Annotated in this window: 13 protein-coding genes; 12 read left to right on the plus strand and 1 reads right to left on the minus strand. The window is 69.6% G+C overall.

The genetic code is table 11. The features are described 5' to 3' along the window. Positions 1-19: 19 nt before the first annotated feature. Entirely contained in the window at positions 20-3,424 is a 3,405-nt protein-coding gene (locus FAF44_RS14170; protein WP_237103591.1) for an alpha-L-arabinofuranosidase C-terminal domain-containing protein, read from the minus strand. 228 nt (positions 3,425-3,652) lie between these two features. Between FAF44_RS14170 and FAF44_RS14175 the strand changes: the two genes are divergently transcribed. The 12 genes from FAF44_RS14175 to araA all read left to right on the plus strand — a co-directional run bounded on the left by FAF44_RS14175 (position 3,653) and on the right by araA (position 18,290). After that, on the plus strand, positions 3,653-4,633 hold the full coding sequence (locus tag FAF44_RS14175) for a LacI family DNA-binding transcriptional regulator (RefSeq protein WP_237103621.1): 981 nt from the start codon (positions 3,653-3,655) through the stop codon (positions 4,631-4,633). Positions 4,634-4,726: 93 nt separating this feature from the next. Next, positions 4,727-5,704 carry an ABC transporter substrate-binding protein gene (locus FAF44_RS14180; RefSeq protein ID WP_237103592.1) on the plus strand — a complete coding sequence of 326 codons (978 nt, stop codon included), beginning with the start codon at positions 4,727-4,729 and terminating at the stop codon, positions 5,702-5,704. Between the two features lie 87 nt (positions 5,705-5,791). Further along, positions 5,792-7,306, plus strand: coding sequence for a sugar ABC transporter ATP-binding protein (locus tag FAF44_RS14185; RefSeq protein ID WP_237103593.1), 1,515 nt, complete (start codon positions 5,792-5,794; stop codon positions 7,304-7,306). After that, entirely contained in the window at positions 7,303-8,316 is a 1,014-nt protein-coding gene (locus tag FAF44_RS14190; RefSeq protein ID WP_237103594.1) for an ABC transporter permease, read from the plus strand. The genes FAF44_RS14185 and FAF44_RS14190 overlap by 4 nt, the downstream gene beginning before the upstream one ends. Next, positions 8,313-9,296, plus strand: a complete 984-nt coding sequence (gene yjfF / locus FAF44_RS14195; RefSeq protein WP_237103595.1) for a galactofuranose ABC transporter, permease protein YjfF — start codon at positions 8,313-8,315, stop codon at positions 9,294-9,296. Before FAF44_RS14190 ends, yjfF begins: the two co-directional genes overlap by 4 nt. A gap of 194 nt (positions 9,297-9,490) precedes the next feature. Further along, positions 9,491-10,600, plus strand: coding sequence for a multiple monosaccharide ABC transporter substrate-binding protein (chvE, locus tag FAF44_RS14200; protein ID WP_272894485.1), 1,110 nt, complete (start codon positions 9,491-9,493; stop codon positions 10,598-10,600). 52 nt (positions 10,601-10,652) lie between these two features. Further along, complete coding sequence (gene mmsA / locus FAF44_RS14205; RefSeq protein WP_237103596.1) at positions 10,653-12,182, plus strand: multiple monosaccharide ABC transporter ATP-binding protein; 1,530 nt, start codon at positions 10,653-10,655, stop codon at positions 12,180-12,182. A 5-nt stretch (positions 12,183-12,187) separates the two neighbouring features. Continuing rightward, on the plus strand, positions 12,188-13,447 hold the full coding sequence (gene mmsB, locus FAF44_RS14210) for a multiple monosaccharide ABC transporter permease (RefSeq protein WP_237103597.1): 1,260 nt from the start codon (positions 12,188-12,190) through the stop codon (positions 13,445-13,447). A 35-nt stretch (positions 13,448-13,482) separates the two neighbouring features. Then, the gene (locus FAF44_RS14215; RefSeq protein WP_237103598.1) at positions 13,483-14,508 is read left to right on the plus strand and encodes a LacI family DNA-binding transcriptional regulator; all 1,026 of its coding nucleotides are present in this window, start codon (positions 13,483-13,485) and stop codon (positions 14,506-14,508) included. Positions 14,509-14,566: 58 nt separating this feature from the next. Further along, positions 14,567-16,186, plus strand: a complete 1,620-nt coding sequence (gene araB, locus FAF44_RS14220) for a ribulokinase (protein ID WP_237103623.1) — start codon at positions 14,567-14,569, stop codon at positions 16,184-16,186. 5 nt (positions 16,187-16,191) lie between these two features. After that, positions 16,192-16,839, plus strand: a complete 648-nt coding sequence (locus tag FAF44_RS14225; protein ID WP_237103599.1) for an L-ribulose-5-phosphate 4-epimerase — start codon at positions 16,192-16,194, stop codon at positions 16,837-16,839. Further along, on the plus strand, positions 16,836-18,290 hold the full coding sequence (gene araA / locus FAF44_RS14230) for an L-arabinose isomerase (protein ID WP_237103600.1): 1,455 nt from the start codon (positions 16,836-16,838) through the stop codon (positions 18,288-18,290). Before FAF44_RS14225 ends, araA begins: the two co-directional genes overlap by 4 nt. Positions 18,291-18,296: the final 6 nt, after the last annotated feature.

The following is an 18,296-nucleotide window of genomic DNA, read 5'->3' on the forward strand; positions in this document are numbered from 1 at the left end:
CGGGGCCCGCCCCTGCCGCTCAGCGTTCGGTGAGCTCGATGAACGTCACCGAGTACGCCGGGAAGTCGTAGGCGAAGGACGAGGAGAAGCCGTCCGACCGCCATCGCTCGGGCGCGACCCGTCCGGGGTCGGCGATCGAGTTCGTGTCGGACGGCGCGCCGGTCAGCGAGGTCACCGTGGCCGTGGGCCGCAGCCGCGCCGGGCCGAGGTCCACGGCGGCACGCACGGCCGTGTCCTGCGCGTTGACGACCTTGAGCGTCACCGACTTCCCGGTCCTGGAGACCACCTGGTAGAGCGGTTCGACCCGCGAGCTGTCCACGAAGTCGTCGATCTGCCGGCCGTCCAACCAGGTCGTGATCCGGCGTCCGCTGACCCGCACCTTCAGGTGGTAGTCGCGGCCGGTCTCGACGGTGGTGGCGGAGGTGGCGAGCGACGACTTGCCGCCGTTGACCGCCTTCTCCACGGCGGACTGGGTGTTGTTCCAGCCGCCGACGTTCCACCAGTAGAAGTCGCCGGTGCCGCGCACGCCGAACATCAGCAGGAAGCCCTCGGCGCCGGCGGTCTTGCGCGCGGTGGCCTCCACCGTGTAGTTCGACCAGCCGGCCGAGCCGGTCGTGGACCTGGCGTCCTCGACCTGCGCCGTCTGCGCGTACCCGCCGTCCTGTGCGGTCCAGGTGCCCGTGCCGGGCGTCCACCCGGCGGCGCCGGCCGAGAAGTCGTCCGACAGCAGTACGGTGCCGTCGGCCGCGGTGACCTTGACGTCGTCGTAGCGGACCGCGGTGTTCCACGCGCCGAGGCCGATCGCGCCCGCGATGTCCGCGACGGGCCTGACCTCGCCCTCGAACGAGCTGGGCAGCACCCGCTCGCCCCTGTTGGCGGAGAACAGGCGCTGGACGTGGTAGCTCGGCGATCCGTACGCCTGGTCGTTGTCGAACCAGATCAGGTCCGGCGTCCAGTCCACGTAGTCCACGTTGGCCAGCAGCGGCGCGTACGAGGCCAGTTGCACCACGTCGGAGTTGCGCTCCAGGCCGGTCATGTACGACGCCTCGGCCAGCGCGTTGCGGAACGTGTTGCCCCGGGAGGCGTACTCGCCCACGAACACCTTCGGCCCCGCGCGGTCGTAGGAGTCGTAGCGGTGGTTGTTGGCCAGGAACCAGGCGGTGTTGTTGTAGTAGTGCTCGTCCACCAGGTCGGCCCGCTGGTCGCGGGCGAACTGCCACATCCGGTCGAACCAGGGGCCCTGCGACGCCTGCCCGGAGTTGCTGATGATCTTGATGTCGGGGTGCTTCGCCCTGATCGCGTCGGCGAACTTCGGGTAGTTCGTGAAGAACTCCTCGTAGATCTCCTCGTTCCCGAGCCCGATGTACTCCAGCCCGAACGGCTTGGGGTGCCCCAGTTCGGCCCGCTTCCTGCCCCAGGTGGAGGTGACGGGGCCGTTGGCGAACTCGATGAGGTCCAGCGTGTCCCGCACCCAGCGGGCCAGTTCGGTCTCGTCGGTCAGCGGCCGGTTCTCGCCGCAGCCGTTCACGCCCACCGACAGCACGGGCAGCGCCTTGGCCCCGATGTCCTCGGCGAACTGGAAGTACTCGTAGTAGCCGAGGCCGTAGCTCTGGTTGTAGCCCCAGAAGTTGAAGTTCGTCGGCCGCTCCTCGACCGGGCCGATCGTCTCCTTCCACTGGTAGATGCGCCGCCGGTCCTGCTTGTCCGAGTACGGGGCGTAGGTGCCGACGTTCGTCACGCAGCCGCCGGGGAAGCGCAGGAAGCTCGGCTCCAGGTCGGCGATCATCGTGGCCAGGTCGGTCCGCAGGCCGTGCCCCTTGAACGTGTCGCGGGGGAACAGCGAGACCATGTCCAGGTCGGTCCGTCCGGCGGGCGCCTGGACGACGAGCCGGGCCGCGTCGGTGGTGGCCGAGGCGGTGAACGACGCCGTGTACCTGGCCCAGCCGCCGGCCCTGACCCGCACGCTCGCCCGGCCGAGCACCGCTGTGCTGTCCTCGGGGCCGTCCTCGGCGGTGACCGTCAGCGGGCCGGCCTGCGGGCGTCTGGCCCACACCGAGAAGTCGTAGCGCCGGCCCTTGACGAGCGGCAGGCCGCGGTTGAACCCGGCGTTGCGCACCCCGGCCGTGCCCGCGCCCGTCACGTCGAGGCGCAGGTAGTTGCGGTTGGCGGCGTTCAGCGGATCCTCGCCCGTGACGACGGGCGTGACGGCGGCCCCGCGCTCGGCGGTGCTCCACGCCGTCAGCCCCGTGTACGAGGGCTCGTCGGTGGCGTTGAACTCGAACGAGCGGTTGCGCACCAGTTCGGCGTAGAGCCCGCCGTCGGCGGCGTGGTTGATGTCCTCGTAGAAGACGCCGTACAGGTCGGGGCTGACCTTCGTGCCCGTGGCCCGGGTGTCGGCGCGCAGGTCGCCGGAGGTGTACCCCTCGACGCGGAAGCCGGTGGCGTCCGTTCCCATGACGAGCCTGCCGCCGGCGACCGACAGACCCCGGCCGCCCGAGGTCACCGTGACCTTGCCGCCGCCGGCGTCCCTGAGCTGGAAGAGCGAGGCGTTCGTGGTCAGCCGCACGGTGGCGGCGGCCTCCAGGTATCTCCCGGTGCCGGTGTCCTTGAGCCGGACCCCGTCGCCGGTGGGCTCGGCGGTGAGGACCAGCCCCGTCATGGGCGGGCGCGCCGAGGCCCGGATCGCTCCCGAGCGGTCGGCCGACAGGTACGGCAGCGCCGCCGCGCGCAGCGTGAACGGCCCCTGCGGCAGCACCGGCGCGCCCTCGGCCGCCTTGATCGCGATGTAGTCGAAGTCGGCCCGCACCGAGGCGCCGTTCTGCGCCGACAGCCCGAACAGCCCGACCTGCCCGATGGTGAGTCCGGCGGTGAGCGTGGCCGCCTGCGCCCAGTCGGAGCCGTCCCAGTAGGAGGAGGTGAACCGGTCGCCGGTCCTGGACAGCCGGAGGATCTCGGCGGTGGAGCCGGGCCTGGCCGCGAAGGCCGAGGTGAAGGCCGCGCCGACCTCGGTGGCCGTCTCGATCACCGGTCCGCCGGCGAAGCCGACGTGGGCCAGCCCCGCGCGTACGTAGTTGTCCCAGTCCTGCCAGGCCAGCAGGCCCGCGCTCTGGTAGTCCAGGGCGACCGGGGCGCTGAGCTTGGTGACCACCTCGAAGTCGCCGTCCGGGACGTCCACGAGGAAGAGGTTCCTGGCGTCGTTGGTGGCCTGGTGGGTGTCGCCGGTCAGGGTGTCGAGGTGCAGCGTGCCGTCCGACAGGCTCCAGCGGGAGTCGTCCGGTGACAGCACGGTCCAGTCCGGGCCGAGCGTGGTGCCGTCGAACTGGTCCACGACGGCCCCTTCGGGGATGGGGTCCGCCGCCGCGATGGCCGGTGGCGCGGTCAGCAGACCGGCCACGAGCAGGGCGGACAGGGCGATTCGCGACATGAGTGGGGGGCTCCTCAGATGTTGTTAGCGTTAACAATCAAGTGAGCGTTAACAACGGCGAACGGCGACAACGTAAGGAGCGCCGCGGGCGGCCGTCAAGACCCACCCGCGTAACCCGACCGTAATCCGGCGAGCCCTTGACGGGGCCGCTTGTTAGCGTTCACAGTCGGGCCAAGCCAGGAAAGGAGCACGGCTGTGGGATCCAGCCTGGGGCGCCGCCTACCGGTCATGGCCGATGTCGCCAAGGAGGCGGGCGTGTCGCATCAGACGGTCTCCCGAGTGCTCAACGATCATCCGAACGTGCGCAGCGAAACCCGTACGCGGGTGCTCGAGGCGATCGACAAGCTCGGCTACCGCCGCAACCTCGTCGCCCGCGCCCTGGTCACCAAACACTCCAGAACGCTCGGAGTGGTCAGCTTCGACACCACCCTGTACGGCCCGGCCAGCACCGTCTACGGCATCGAGCAGGCGGCCAGGGCGGCCGGCTACTTCGTCAGCATCGTCAGCCTCAAGTCGATCGACCGGGCCGGCGTGCGTGATGCCCTCGACTACCTGGCCGACCAGGGCGTGGACGGCATCGTGGTGGTCGCGCCGCAGCGCTCGGCCGCCCAGGCGCTGGCCGACCTGCCGCTCGGCGTGCCCACGGTCGCGGTCGAGGGCGGGCAGGCGGGGGAGGTGTCCGTGGTCTGCGTCGACCAGGTCGCGGGCGGCCGGCTGGCCACCGAGCACCTGCTGTCGCTGGGCCACGAGACGGTCTGGCACGTCAGCGGGCCCTCCGACTGGCTGGAGGCCGAAGGGCGCGTGGCCGGCTGGCGGGCCGCGCTGGAGCAGGCGGGCCGCGAGGCCCCGCGACCGCTCGCCGGGGACTGGAGCCCGCGCTCGGGATACGAGGCGGGCCGCAGCCTGGCGAGCATGAGGAACGTGACCGCGGTCTTCGTCGCCAACGACCAGATGGCGCTCGGCGTGCTGCGGGCGTTCACCGAGCAGGGGGTGAGAGTGCCCGAGCGGGTGAGCGTGGTCGGTTTCGACGACATCCCCGAGTCGGAGTTCTTCTCGCCGCCGCTCACGACCATCAGGCAGGACTTCGACGCGGTGGGCAGACACAGCATCGAGGTGCTCGTACGGCAGCTCGAAGGCGGCCCGCAGGAGCGGGAGCGGCTCGTGGTGCCGCCCGCGCTCGTCGCCAGGGCCAGCACGGCCCGGGTCTAGGGCCGTACCGGACGACAGGACGCGCTGGCGCCCGACCTGGGGTGTTAGCGTTCACATGAGAAGGGAACCCCCCACGTGTTAAAGAGGATCTCGGTGCTTGTGCTCGCCGGGCTCACCGCGATGTCGGTGGCGGCGTGCGGCAGTGGTGGCAGCGGCGGCAGCGGTGGATCGGGCGGCGGCGGTGGCGGCGGCGATGCGATCACCATGGGCTTCTCCCAGGTCGGCGCGGAGAGCGGCTGGCGGACCGCGAACACCAAGTCCGTGCAGGACTCGGCGAAGAGCGCGGGCGTCACGCTCAAGTTCTCCGACGCCCAGCAGAAGCAGGAGAACCAGATCAAGGCCATCCGCTCCTACATCCAGCAGAAGGTGGACGTCATCGCCTTCTCGCCGGTGGTGGAGTCGGGATGGGACACGGTGCTGAAGGAGGCCCAGAACGCGAAGATCCCGGTCATCCTGACCGACCGCGCGGTCGACTCCAAGGACACCTCCCTCTACAAGACCTTCCTCGGCTCGGACTTCATCGAGGAGGGCAAGAAGGCCGGTCAGTGGCTGGTGGAGGAGTACAAGGACGCCAAGGACCCGGTGAACATCGTCGAGTTGCAGGGCACGACCGGCTCGGCCCCGGCCAACGACCGCAAGGCGGGCTTCGGCGAGGTCATCGCGGCCGACCCCAAGTTCAAGATCATCGCCACCCAGACCGGCGACTTCACCCGGGCCAAGGGCAAGGAGGTCATGGAGGCGTTCCTGAAGGCGAACCCGGACATCGACGTCCTGTACGCGCACAACGACGACATGGGCCTGGGCGCGATCGAGGCCATCGAGGGCGCCGGCAAGGTGCCCGGCCAGGACATCAAGATCATCACCGTGGACGCGGTCAAGGACGGCATGCAGGCCCTGTCCGACGGGAAGATCAACTTCATCGTCGAGTGCTCCCCGCTGCTCGGCCCGCAGCTCATGGACCTGGCCAAGCAGGTCGTCAAGGGCGAGCAGGTGCCCCCCCGCGTGGTGACCGAGGAGACCACGTTCACCCAGGAGCAGGCCAAGCAGGTCCTGTCCACCCGCCAGTACTGAGCCGCCGCCGGAACGGGCGTGGGGACGAGCGGCCCGGGAGCGACCCGGGCCGCCGTCGTGGCAGGGCCACGACAGAAGGGAGGGCGAATGCCCGTGGTTCCCGAGCCGGTCCTGACGATGAGCGGGATCGGCAAACAGTTCCCGGGGGTGGCCGCCCTGGACGGGGTGGACCTGCGGCTGCTGCCCGGTGAGGTGCACGCCCTCATGGGGGAGAACGGCGCCGGCAAGTCCACCCTCATCAAGGTGCTCACCGGCGTGCACCCCGCCGACGCGGGCACCGTCGAGCTGGGCGGGGCGGCGGTGGCGTTCGCCAGCCCCCTGGAGGCGCAGCGGGCCGGGATCAGCACCGTCTACCAGGAGGTCAACCTCTGCGCGAACCTGTCGGTGGCCGAGAACATCCTGCTCGGCCGCGAGCCGCGCCGGATGGGCCGCATCGACTGGAAGCGCATGCGGGCCAGGGCCGGCGAGCTGCTGGCACGGCTGGAGCTGAGCCTGGAGGTGGCGGCGCCGCTGTCGTCGTACTCGCTGGCCGTGCAGCAGATGGTGGCGATCGCGCGGGCCGTCGACATCGACGCGCGGGTGCTGATCCTCGACGAGCCGACGTCCAGCCTGGACGCCGACGAGGTCGCGCAGTTGTTCAGGGTGATGCGCCGGCTGAAGGACGAGGGCATCGCGATCCTGTTCGTCTCCCACTTCCTCGACCAGATCTACGAGATCTCCGACCGGATGACGATCCTGCGCAACGGCCGGCTGGTCGGTGAGTACCTGACGAGGGAGCTGCCGCAGGTCGAGCTGGTCGCCAAGATGATCGGCCAGGAGCTGGCCGTGCTGGAACGGCTGCACGGCGAGGCCAAGGTGTTCGACCGCCCGCTGGTCGAGGCGCGCGGGCTGGGCCGGGTCGGGGCGATCGAGCCGTTCAGCCTGACCGTCCACGAGGGCGAGGTCGTGGGGCTGGCGGGGCTGCTCGGCTCCGGACGTACGGAGATCGCCCGGCTGCTGTTCGGCGCCGACCACGCGAGCACGGGCGAGATCGCGGTCGGCGGGACGCCGCAGTCGTTACGCACGCCGCGCGCGGCCATGGCGCAGAAGATCGCGTTCTGCTCGGAGAACCGCAAGGCCGACGGGCTCATCCCCGACCTCACCGTGCGCGAGAACATCATCCTGGCCCTGCAGGCCACCAGGGGCTGGACCAGGCCGGTGCCCCGCGACCAGCAGGACGAGCTGGTCGACCGGTACGTCAAGGCGCTGAAGATCAGCCCGCCCAACCCCGAGCACCTGGTGCGCAACCTCAGCGGCGGCAACCAGCAGAAGGTGGTGCTGGCCAGGTGGCTGATCCTGGAGCCCCGGCTGCTCATCCTCGACGAGCCCACCCGGGGCATCGACGTGGGGGCCAAGGCGGAGATCCAGCGCCTGGTGGCCGAGCTGTCGGACGGCGGGATGGCGGTGTTGTTCATCTCCGCCGAACTGGAGGAGGTGCTGCGGCTCAGCCACAAGGTGCAGGTGCTGCGGGACCGGCGGCTGGTGGCCGAACTGCCGAACGACGCGGGGCTGACCAGCGACGTCCTGATGGAGACGATCGCGAGCGGAGGGCGGGCCTCATGAGACGCCTGGTCTGGCCGGCCGTGGTGCTGGTCCTGTTGCTGGCGCTGAACCTGTTCTTCACGCCGAGCTTCTTCTCGATCGAGGTCAAGGACGGCCACCTGTACGGCAGCCTGATCGACATCCTGCGCTTCGGGGCCCCGCTGATCCTGGTCTCGCTGGGCATGACGCTGGTCATCGCGACCGGCGGCATCGACCTGTCGGTCGGCTCGGTGGTGGCGATCTCGGGGGCGTTGGCCTGCCTGCAGATCAGCCAGGACGCGAGCGTGTTCACCGCCGTGACGCTCGCGCTGGGGTTGTGCCTGGTGCTGGGGGCCTGGAACGGGTTCCTGGTCGCCGGCATCGGGATCCAGCCGATCATCGCCACGCTCATCCTCATGGTGGCCGGGCGCGGCCTGGCCCAGCTCATCACCGACGGGCAGATCATCACCGTCAACAGCCCGGCGTACAAGGTGATCGGCGGCGGTTACTGGCTGACGGTGCCGTTCGGCATCCTGATCGTGCTCGGGGTGCTGGCGATCACCGCGTTCCTGACCCGGCGGCTGGCGCTGGGCCTGCTGATCGAATCGGTCGGGAGCAACGCCGAGGCCAGCAGGCTCGCGGGGATCAGGGCGCGCGGGATCATCATCATGGTGTACGCCTTCGCCGCCCTGTGCGCGGGCGTGGCCGGGCTGATGATCAGCTCCAACGTCTCCAGCGCCGACGGCAACAACGCGGGCCTGTGGATCGAGCTGGACGCGATCCTGGCCGTGGTGATCGGGGGCACGTCGCTGGCGGGCGGCCGGTTCTCGCTCGGCGGCACCGTGCTGGGCGCGCTGATCATCCAGACGCTGACCACGACGATCTACTCGATCGGCGTGCCGCCGGAGACGACGCTGCTGTTCAAGGCGCTGGTGGTGACGGCGGTCTGCCTCGTCCAGTCGCCGTCCTTCCGCGCGAAGGTCCTGCGCGGGCGGGGGCGTACGGCGCCGCCCGGCCCGGCCGCCGAGAAGAAGGTGCGGGTGAGCCTGTGACCACGCTGACGGCCGGGCGGGTCGGCCTGCCCGCCAAATACCTGCCGGTCCTGGTGACCGGGTGCCTGCTCGCGGCCATGTTCGTGGCCGGCGGGATCCGCTACGAGGGGTTCGCCAGCGGCCAGGTGATCCTCAACGTCTTCATCGACAACGCCTTCCTGCTGGTGGTGGCGGTCGGGATGACGTTCGTGATCCTCACCGGGGGCATCGACCTGTCGGTGGGGTCGGTGGTGGCGCTGTCCACGATGATCTCGGCCAGCCTCATGGCCGGGCCGGGGTGGCCGCCGTACCTGGTGGTGCCGCTGGTGCTGGTCATCGGGTCGGGGCTGGGGCTGGTGATGGGGTACATCGTGCACGCCTTCGACATCCAGCCGTTCATCGTGACGCTGGCGGGCATGTTCCTGGCGCGGGGGCTGTGCTACACGATCGGCACCGACTCGATCCCGATCGAGGACCCGGCGTTCACGGCGTTCGCGCAGAGCAGGATCGACCTGTTCGCGGACATGTGGATCTCACCGAGCGTGATCGTCGCGCTGGTGGTCGTGGGGGTGGCGGCGTACGTGCTGCATTACACCCGCTTCGGCCGCGCGGTTTACGCGACGGGCGGCAGCGAGCAGTCGGCGTTGCTCATGGGATTGCCCGTGGGGCGGACGAAGATCACCGTTTACACGGTCAGCGGATTCTGCTCGGCACTCGGTGGTGTGCTGCTGTCGTTCTACATGCTCTCCGGTTACGGCCTGCACGCGGTGGGCATGGAGTTGGACGCGATCGCCGCGGTGGTCATCGGCGGGACGTTGCTGACCGGGGGCAGCGGCTTCCTGCTGGGGACGGTGCTCGGGGTGCTCGTGCTCGGGCTGATTCAGACGATCATCAGTTTCGAAGGGACCCTCTCCTCTTGGTGGACCAAGATCTTCATCGGAATGTTGCTCTTCGTCTTCATCCTGCTGCAACGGCTGTTCTCGGCGCGGTCACGCCGCTGACCTGCGTGGAAGTTACCTGAAAGTTTCCGTCAGGTTATGTTCGAGCGTTGACATACGCTTTGTTAGCGATAACAATCAGCGAAAACGAGTGCGAACTTTGTTCTGGTTCGTCACGTTCTGTGACTGAACCCCGCGCTATCACCGGCAGCCGCCGCGTCCTGCGTCTGCCGCGACCCCCATGGAAAGGGATGCTCATGAGGTTGGGACGAATCGGGGGCGTGGTGTCCGCCATCGCGCTCGCCGCGACCATGACGGCCTGTGGCTCGAGCACGAAGACCGTCGACTCCGAGGCCTCCGCCTCGGCCGCCGCCGGCAACGCGGGCGCCCTGATCGGCGTCACCATGCCCACCAAGTCCTCCGAGCGCTGGATCCACGACGGCGACAACGTCAAGCAGCAGCTCGAGAAGCTCGGCTACCAGGTTGACCTCCAGTACGCCGAGAACGACATCCCGACGCAGGCCAACCAGATCGAGAACCAGATCACCAAGGGCGCCAAGCTCCTGGTCATCGCCTCGATCGACGGAACCGCGATCACCTCGCAGCTCCAGCAGGCCGCCGACGCGAAGATCCCGGTCATCGCCTACGACCGGCTCATCCGCAACAGCCCGAACGTCGACTACTACGCCACCTTCGACAACTTCAAGGTCGGCGTGCAGCAGGCCAGCTCGCTGCTGAAGGGCCTCGGGGTCGAGGACGGCGAGAAGGGCCCGTTCAACGTCGAGCTGTTCGGCGGCTCCCCCGACGACAACAACGCCACGTTCTTCTGGAACGGCGCCATGTCGGTGCTCAAGCCGAAGATCGACGACGGCACCCTGGTGATCAAGAGCGGCCAGACCGACTTCAAGCAGGCCGCCATCCTGCGGTGGGACCCCGCCACGGCGCAGAAGCGCATGGAGGACATCATCACCAAGTCCTACACCGGCTCCACCAAGGTCGACGGCGTGCTGTCGCCGTACGACGGCCTGTCCATCGGCATCCTGTCGGCGCTGAAGAGCTCCGGCTACGGCAAGCCGTACCCGATCGTCACCGGTCAGGACGCCGAGCTCCAGTCGGTCAAGTCGATCATCGCCGACGAGCAGTACTCCACCATCTTCAAGGACACCCGCAAGCTCGCCGAGCAGACCGTGAAGATGGCCGACGCCGTGCTCAAGGGCGGGCAGCCCGAGGTCAACAACACCGAGGACTACGACAACGGCAACAAGGTCGTGCCCTCGTACCTGCTCGACCCGGTGATCGTCGACAAGTCCAACTACAAGGAGATCATCGTCGGCGGCAACTACTACACCGAGGACCAGCTCAAGTAGGGGAGCGGCCCCGGGGACACGCTCCCCGGGGCCTTTCCTGAGCGAGGGGAACATGACCGAGCACATCTTGCGGATGAGCGGGATCACCAAGACGTTCCCGGGCGTCAAGGCGCTGCAGGACGTCAACCTTTCGGTGCGGCGGGGCGAGATCCACGCCATCTGCGGCGAGAACGGCGCCGGCAAGTCGACGCTGATGAAGGTGCTGTCCGGGGTCTACCCGCACGGCGACTACGAGGGCGAGATCTTCTTCGAGGGCGAGCGCTGCGAGTTCGGCGGCATCCGCGACAGCGAGCACGCCGGCATCGTGATCATCCACCAGGAGCTGGCCCTCAGCCCCCAGCTCTCGATCGCGGAGAACATCTTCCTCGGCAACGAGCGCGCCAAGCGCGGCTTCATCGACTGGAACCGCACCAACTACGAGGCCGCCGAGCTGATGAAGCGCGTCGGCCTGCGCGAGAACCCGACGACGCCCATCTCCGACATCGGCGTGGGCAAGCAGCAGCTCGTCGAGATCGCCAAGGCCCTGTCGAAGGAGGTGCGGCTGCTCATCCTCGACGAGCCGACCGCCGCGCTCAACGACGACGACTCCGCCCACCTGCTCGACCTGCTGCGCGGACTGCGCGACGAGGGCATCACCTGCGTGATCATCTCGCACAAGCTCAACGAGGTGACCGCGATCGCCGACGCCGTCACGATCATCCGCGACGGCCGCACGATCGAGACCCTGGACATGGCCGCCGACGCCGTCACGGAGGACCGCATCATCTCCGGCATGGTCGGCCGCGCCCTCGACAACCGCTTCCCGCCGCACGAGCCCACGATCGGCGAGGAGGCGCTGCGGGTCGAGGACTGGACCGTCTACAGCCCCAGCCAGCCGGACCGCAAGGTCGTGGACTCCGCCGCGCTCACGCTGCGCCGCGGGGAGATCGTCGGGCTCGCCGGGCTGATGGGCGCCGGGCGTACCGAGCTGGCGATGAGCCTGTTCGGACGCACGTACGGCGTGCGCATCTCCGGCAAGGTGTTCAAGGACGGCAAGCCGGTCGAGATCCGCAACGTGCAGGACGCGATCAACCACGGCCTCGCCTACGCCTCCGAGGACCGCAAGCGGTACGGGCTCAACCTCATCGAGGACATCAAGCGCAACATCAGCGCGGCCGGGCTCAGGGGCCTGGCCAGGCGCGGCTGGGTGAACGAGAACGAGGAGTACCGGATCGCCGAGGAGTTCCACCGGAGCATGAACATCAAGGCGCCGAGCGTCAACAGCGTCGTGGGCCAGCTCAGCGGCGGCAACCAGCAGAAGGTCGTGCTGTCCAAGTGGATCATGACCGAGCCGGACGTGCTCATCCTCGACGAGCCCACCCGCGGCATCGACGTCGGCGCCAAGTACGAGATCTACACGATCATCAATCAGCTCGCCGACCAGGGCAAGGCGGTGCTGGTGATCTCCAGTGAGTTGCCTGAGCTGCTCGGCCTGTGCGACCGCATCTACACACTCTCCGAAGGTCGCATCACCGGCGAGGTTCCGCGCCAGGAGGCCACCCAGGAAAGCCTCATGCACCTCATGACCAAGGGACAGGAGTAGCTCTGATGAGCAGCATCACGCCCGCCGACGTGCAGGTCGGCGCCACGGGCGACGGGGGAGCGCCACGGCGGCCAGGCCGGGTGTCGCTCGGCGGAATCTCGCTCAACCTGCGCTCCAGCGGCATCTACATCGCGTTCGCGGCGATCGTCGTGCTGTTCTCGGTCCTGACCGACGGCGCGCTGCTCACGCCGCAGAACATCTCGAACATCATCGTCCAGAACTCCTACGTGCTGATCCTCGCGATCGGCATGATCCTGATCATCATCGCCGGGCACATCGACCTGTCGGTCGGCTCGGTGGTGGCGGTCACGGGAGCGCTGGCCGCGGTGCTCATGGTCAACATGGGCTGGCCGTGGCCGCTGGCCCTGCTGGCCACGCTGGCGGCCGGCGCCCTCATCGGGGCCTGGCAGGGGTACTGGATCGCCTACTTCGGCATCCCGGCCTTCATCGTGACGCTGGCCGGCATGCTGCTGTTCCGGGCGCTGACGCTGACCGTCCTGGGCAACCAGGGCATCGGGCCGTTCCCCGACCAGGTCCGTACGCTGGCCAACGGCTTCACCGACGGCTACCTCGGCAACGTCGGACTCGGCCTGCTCGGCGGCGCCGACCTGTTCAGCCTGCTGATCGGCGTCGTCGCGATCGCCGGCATGTTCACCGCCCTGTGGCGGACCAGGAACGCCCGCAAGGGCTACGGCCAGTCGGTCGAGCCGATGGCGCTGTTCGTGCTGAAGGCGGCGGCCGGCGCCGCGCTGATCCTCTTCCTGGTCGTGCAGCTCGCCCGGTTCAAGAACCTGCCGTGGGTGCTGGTGCTGCTGGCGGTCCTCGTGCTGGCGTACTCGCTGATGGCCAACCGCACGGTCTTCGGCCGGCAGATCTACGCCATCGGCGGCAACCTCCAGGCGGCCGTCATGTCCGGCGTGAAGGTCAAGTCGGTGGTCTTCTGGATCTTCGTGAACATGGGCGTGCTGGCGGCCGTCGCCGGCATCATCTTCGCCGGGCGGCTCAACCAGGCGGGCCCGACCGCCGGCAACAGCTTCGAGCTCGACGCCATCGCGGCGGCGTTCATCGGCGGCGCGGCGGTGCAGGGCGGCGTCGGCAAGGTCGTGGGCGCCATCACCGGGGGCCTGATCATGGCGGTCATCAACAACGGCATGTCCCTGATCGGCTCGCCCAGCGAGCGGGTCATGCTGGTCAAGGGAATCGTGCTGCTGGCGGCCGTCGCGTTCGACGTGTGGACCAAGCGCAGGGCGGGCGCCGCCCGGTAAGTAGGATCCTCAGGGCCCAGTGAAAGGAGAGACCGTTGACGACCCCCAAGCGCCGCCTGCCGGTCATGGCCGACGTCGCCAAGGAGGCGGGCGTGTCGCACCAGACGGTCTCCCGCGTGCTGAACGACCACCCCAACGTCCGGGCCGACACCCGCGCCCGGGTGGAGGCGGCGATCACCCGGCTGGGCTACCGGCGCAACCTCGTGGCCCGCGCCCTGGTCACCAAGCGATCGAGGACGCTCGGCGTGGTGAGCTTCGACACCACGCTGTACGGCCCCGCCAGCACCATCTACGGCATCGAGCAGGCGGCCAGGACCGCGGGCTACTTCGTCAGCATCGTGAGCCTGAAGACGATCGACGCCGACAACGTGCGTGCCGCCATCGACTACCTGGCCGAGCAGGGCGTGGACGGCGTCGTGGTGGTCGCCCCGCAGCGCTCGGCCGCGATGGCGCTGGAGAACCTGCCCGCCGGGCTGCCCGCGGTGGCGGTGGAGGGCACGCACCGGGCCGACGTGTCGATCGTGTGCATCGACCAGATGGAGGGTGCCAAGCTGGCCACCCGGCACCTGCTCGACCAGGGGCACGAGACGGTCTGGCACGTCAGCGGCCCGCACGACTGGATGGAGACCGAGGGGCGGCTGGAAGGCTGGCGCGCCGCGCTGGAGGAGGCGGGCCGGCCGGTGCCCGAGCCGCTGGCGGGCGACTGGAGCCCGCGCGCCGGCTACGAGGCGGGCAAGAGCCTGGCCGCGATGGACGGCGTCACGGCCGTGTTCGCGGCCAACGACCAGATGGCGCTCGGCGTGCTGCGGGCCCTGTCGGAGAAGGGGGTGCGGGTGCCGCAGCAGATCAGCGTGGTCGGCTTCGACGACATCCCCGAGTCGGAGTTCTTCTCGCCGCCGCTCACCACGGTCAGGCAGGACTTCGACGTGGTGGGCCGGCACTGCATCGAGGTGCTGCTGCGGCAGATCGACCTGCAGCTCAACGGCGGCGCCAGCGCCTACGAGCGGCTGGTCGTGCGGCCCAGCTTCGTCGTCAGGTCGAGCACGGCCCGGGTCCGGTAGATGTGATGATGGGCATGCCCCGAAAACCCTGGAGTTCAATGTGAGCGCTAACAAATACGTGGTCGGAGTGGACTTCGGCACGCTGTCAGGGCGTGCCGTCGTCGTACGGGTGAGTGACGGCGCCGAACTCGGCAGCGCCGTCCACGAGTACGCGCACCGCGTGATCGAGCACACCCTGCCCGGCACTGACGTGCGCCTCGGCCCCGACTGGGCGCTGCAGTCGCCGCAGGACTGGATCGACGTGATGCGGATCGCCGTCCCGGCGGCGATCGCCGCCGCGGGCGTGCCGGCCGGGGAGGTCGTCGGCATCGGCACCGACTTCACCGCCTGCACCGTCCTGCCCACCACGGCCGACGGCACGCCGCTGTGCTTCGAGACTCCCGAGCAGCCGCACGCCTGGCCCAAGCTGTGGAAGCACCACGCCGCCCAGCCGCACGCCGACCGGATCAACGAGCTGGCCGCGCGCAGGGGCGAGAGCTGGCTGCCGCGCTACGGCGGCAAGATCTCCTCGGAGTGGGAGTTCGCCAAGGGGCTGCAACTCCTCGAGGAGGCCCCCGAGGTCTACGCCAGGGCCGAGCGCTGGATCGAGGCCGCCGACTGGATCATCTGGCAGCTCACCGGCGTCGAGAGCCGCAACATCTGCACCGTCGGCTACAAGGGCGTCTTCCAGGACGGCAGCTACCCGTCGGAGGAGTACCTCGCCGAGCTGAACCCCGGCTTCGCCGGATTCGTCGGCAAGCTCGCCACCGGCGAGGTCGGCGACAAGACGGGCGACGTCACGCTGGCCCCGCTGGGCGGCCTGGCCGGGCGGCTGACCGCGCGGGCGGCGGAGTGGACCGGCCTGCCCGAGGGGGCCGCCGTGGCCGTCGGCAACGTGGACGCGCACGTCACGGCCGCCGCCGCGGACGCCGTCCGTCCCGGCCAGATGGTGGCCATCATGGGCACCTCCACCTGCCACATCATGCCGAGCGACCGGCTCGCCGAGGTGCCGGGCATGTGCGGCGTCGTCAGCGACGGCATCGTGCCGGGCCTGTGGGGCTACGAGGCCGGCCAGTCGGCGGTGGGCGACATCTTCGCCTGGTTCGTGGACAACTTCGGCGCCGACGGCCACGAGCGCCTGACCGAGGCGGCCGAGAAGCAGGCCGTGGGCCAGCACGGCCTGGTCGCGCTCGACTGGTTCGGTGGCAACCGCTCGGTGCTCGTGGACCACAACCTGTCCGGCGTGATCGTCGGCCAGACCCTGGCCACCAGGCCCGAGGACGTCTACCGCGCGCTCATCGAGTCGACCGCGTTCGGGGCCCGCATGATCGTCGAGACGTTCGAGAAGTCGGGCGTGCCGGTCGAGGAGTTCATCGTCGCAGGCGGCCTGCTGAAGAACCGCTTCCTCATGCAGGTCTACTCCGATGTGCTGCGCCGCCCGCTGTCGGTCATCGGCTCCGACCAGGGCCCCGCGCTCGGCTCGGCCGTCCACGCGGCGGTCGCCGTCGGCGAGTACGCCTCCATCGAGCAGGCCGCCGCCGCCATGGGCAAGCGCACCGAGCGGGCGTACGTGCCGGACGCGGCCCGCGCCGACGCCTACGACCGGCTCTACGCCGAGTACCGCAGGCTCCACGACTTCTTCGGAGACGGGCAGATGTTGCACGCGCTGCGCGCGATCAGGAACGAGGCACAGGCTTGATGGACATGCGGAAGATCGTCGCCGACCTGCACGCGGAGCTGGTCCGCTACGACCTGGTGGTCTGGACGGCCGGGAACGTCTCCGGCCGGGTCCCGGGCGAGGACCTGTTCGTGATCAAGCCGTCGGGGGTCTCCTACGACGAGCTGACGCCAGAGAACATGGTCGTGTGCGACCTCGACGGCAACCTGCTGGAAGGCGCGCACTCGCCGTCCAGCGACACCGCCGCGCACGCCTACGTCTACCGCAACATGCCCGAGGTGGGCGGCGTCGTGCACACCCACTCGACGTACGCCTCCGCCTGGGCCGCCCGCGGCGAGGCCATCCCGTGCGTGCTGACCGCGATGGCCGACGAGTTCGGCGGCGAGATCCCGATCGGCCCGTTCGCGCTGATCGGCGACGACTCGATCGGCCAGGGCATCGTCGAGACGCTCAAGGGCCACCGCTCCAAGGCCGTGCTGATGCGGAACCACGGGGTGTTCAGCATCGGCAAGGACGCCAGGTCCGCGGTGAAGGCCGCCGTGATGTGCGAGGACGTGGCCCGTACGGTGCACGTGGCCCGCCAGCTCGGCGACCCCCTGCCCATTCCGCAGGACGACATCGACCGCCTGTACGACCGCTATCAGAACGTCTACGGACAGAGGAGCCCGCGTTGAACATCTGGTTTCTGACCGGCAGTCAGGGACTTTACGGCGAGGACACGCTGCGTCAGGTGGCCGAGCAGTCCCAGCGGATCGCCGAGCAACTCCCCATGCCGGTGGAGTGGAAGCCCGTCCTGACCGACGCGGCCGCCATCCGGCGGATCATGCTGGAGGCCAACGCCGACGACACGTGCGCCGGCGTGATCGCGTGGATGCACACGTTCTCCCCGGCCAAGATGTGGATCGCCGGGCTCGACGCGCTGCGCAAGCCGCTGCTGCACCTGCACACGCAGGCCGATGTCGAGTTGCCGTGGGCCACCATCGACATGGACTTCATGAACCTCAACCAGGCCGCGCACGGCGACCGCGAGTTCGGGCACATCCAGACCCGGCTCGGCGTGCCGCGCAAGACCGTGGCCGGGCACGTCAGCGACCCGGCCGTGGGCGAGCGGGTGCTGGCCTGGGTGCGGGCCGCCCAGGGACTGGCCGAGGTGCGCACGCTCAAGCTGGCCCGCTTCGGCGACAACATGCGCGACGTGGCGGTCACCGAGGGCGACAAGGTCGAGGCGCAGCTCCGCTTCGGCGTCTCGGTCAACACCTACGGCGTCAACGACCTGGTCGAGGTCGTGGACGCGGCCTCCGACGCCGACGTGACGGCCCTGGTCAAGGTGTACGCCGAGCAGTACGCCGTGGCCCCCGAACTGCTCGGCGAGCGCAACGAGTCGCTGCGCTACGCGGCCCGGATCGAGCTGGGCCTGCGCGGCTTCCTGGAGGCCGGCGGCTTCAAGGCGTTCACCACGAACTTCGAGGACCTCGGCGGCCTGCGCCAGCTCCCCGGCCTGGCCGTGCAGCGGCTCATGGCCGACGGGTACGGCTTCGGCGGCGAGGGCGACTGGAAGACCTCGGTGCTGCTGCGCACCCTGAAGGCGATGGCCCCCGGCGGCACGTCCTTCATGGAGGACTACACCTACAACCTGACGCCGGGCCACGAGCTCATCCTCGGCGCCCACATGCTGGAGGTGTGCCCGTCGATCGCGGCCGGCACGCCGTCGTGCGAGATCCACCCGCTGGGCATCGGCGGCAGGGAGGACCCGGTCCGGCTCGTGTTCGACGCCGAGCCCGGCCCCGGCGTCGTGGTCGGCCTGGCCGACATGGGTGACCGGTTCCGCCTGGTGGCCAACGAGATCGACGTCGTGACCCCGCCGCAGCCGCTGCCGAAGCTGCCGGTGGCCCGCGCCGTGTGGCGTCCGCGTCCGAACCTGCGCACGTCCACCGAGTCGTGGCTGACCGCCGGCGCGCCGCACCACACGGTGCTGTCGAAGGCCGTGGGCCGCGAGGAGCTGACCGACCTGGCCGAGATGCTGGGCGTGGAGCTGGTGATCATCGACGCCGACACCACGACCGAGCGGTTCGCCAAGGAGCTGCGCTGGAACCAGGCGTACTACCGCCTGGCCCAGGGGTTCTGATCCCGG

Origin of the sequence: Nonomuraea sp. MG754425 (assembly GCF_021699195.1) — a bacterium.
Taxonomy (GTDB): Bacteria; Actinomycetota; Actinomycetes; order Streptosporangiales; family Streptosporangiaceae; genus Nonomuraea.

What these genes read in the sequence shown, in the direction of transcription:
- FAF44_RS14170 (WP_237103591.1), bottom strand. Translation starts at nt 3,424, where the DNA reads ATGTCGCGAATCGCCCTGTCCGCCCTGCTCGTGGCCGGTCTGCTGACC.
- FAF44_RS14175 (WP_237103621.1), top strand. Translation starts at nt 3,653, where the DNA reads ATGGCCGATGTCGCCAAGGAGGCGGGCGTGTCGCATCAGACGGTCTCC.
- FAF44_RS14185 (WP_237103593.1), top strand. Translation starts at nt 5,792, where the DNA reads ATGCCCGTGGTTCCCGAGCCGGTCCTGACGATGAGCGGGATCGGCAAA.
- FAF44_RS14190 (WP_237103594.1), top strand. Translation starts at nt 7,303, where the DNA reads ATGAGACGCCTGGTCTGGCCGGCCGTGGTGCTGGTCCTGTTGCTGGCG.
- chvE (WP_272894485.1), top strand. Translation starts at nt 9,491, where the DNA reads ATGAGGTTGGGACGAATCGGGGGCGTGGTGTCCGCCATCGCGCTCGCC.
- mmsA (WP_237103596.1), top strand. Translation starts at nt 10,653, where the DNA reads ATGACCGAGCACATCTTGCGGATGAGCGGGATCACCAAGACGTTCCCG.
- mmsB (WP_237103597.1), top strand. Translation starts at nt 12,188, where the DNA reads ATGAGCAGCATCACGCCCGCCGACGTGCAGGTCGGCGCCACGGGCGAC.
- FAF44_RS14225 (WP_237103599.1), top strand. Translation starts at nt 16,192, where the DNA reads ATGCGGAAGATCGTCGCCGACCTGCACGCGGAGCTGGTCCGCTACGAC.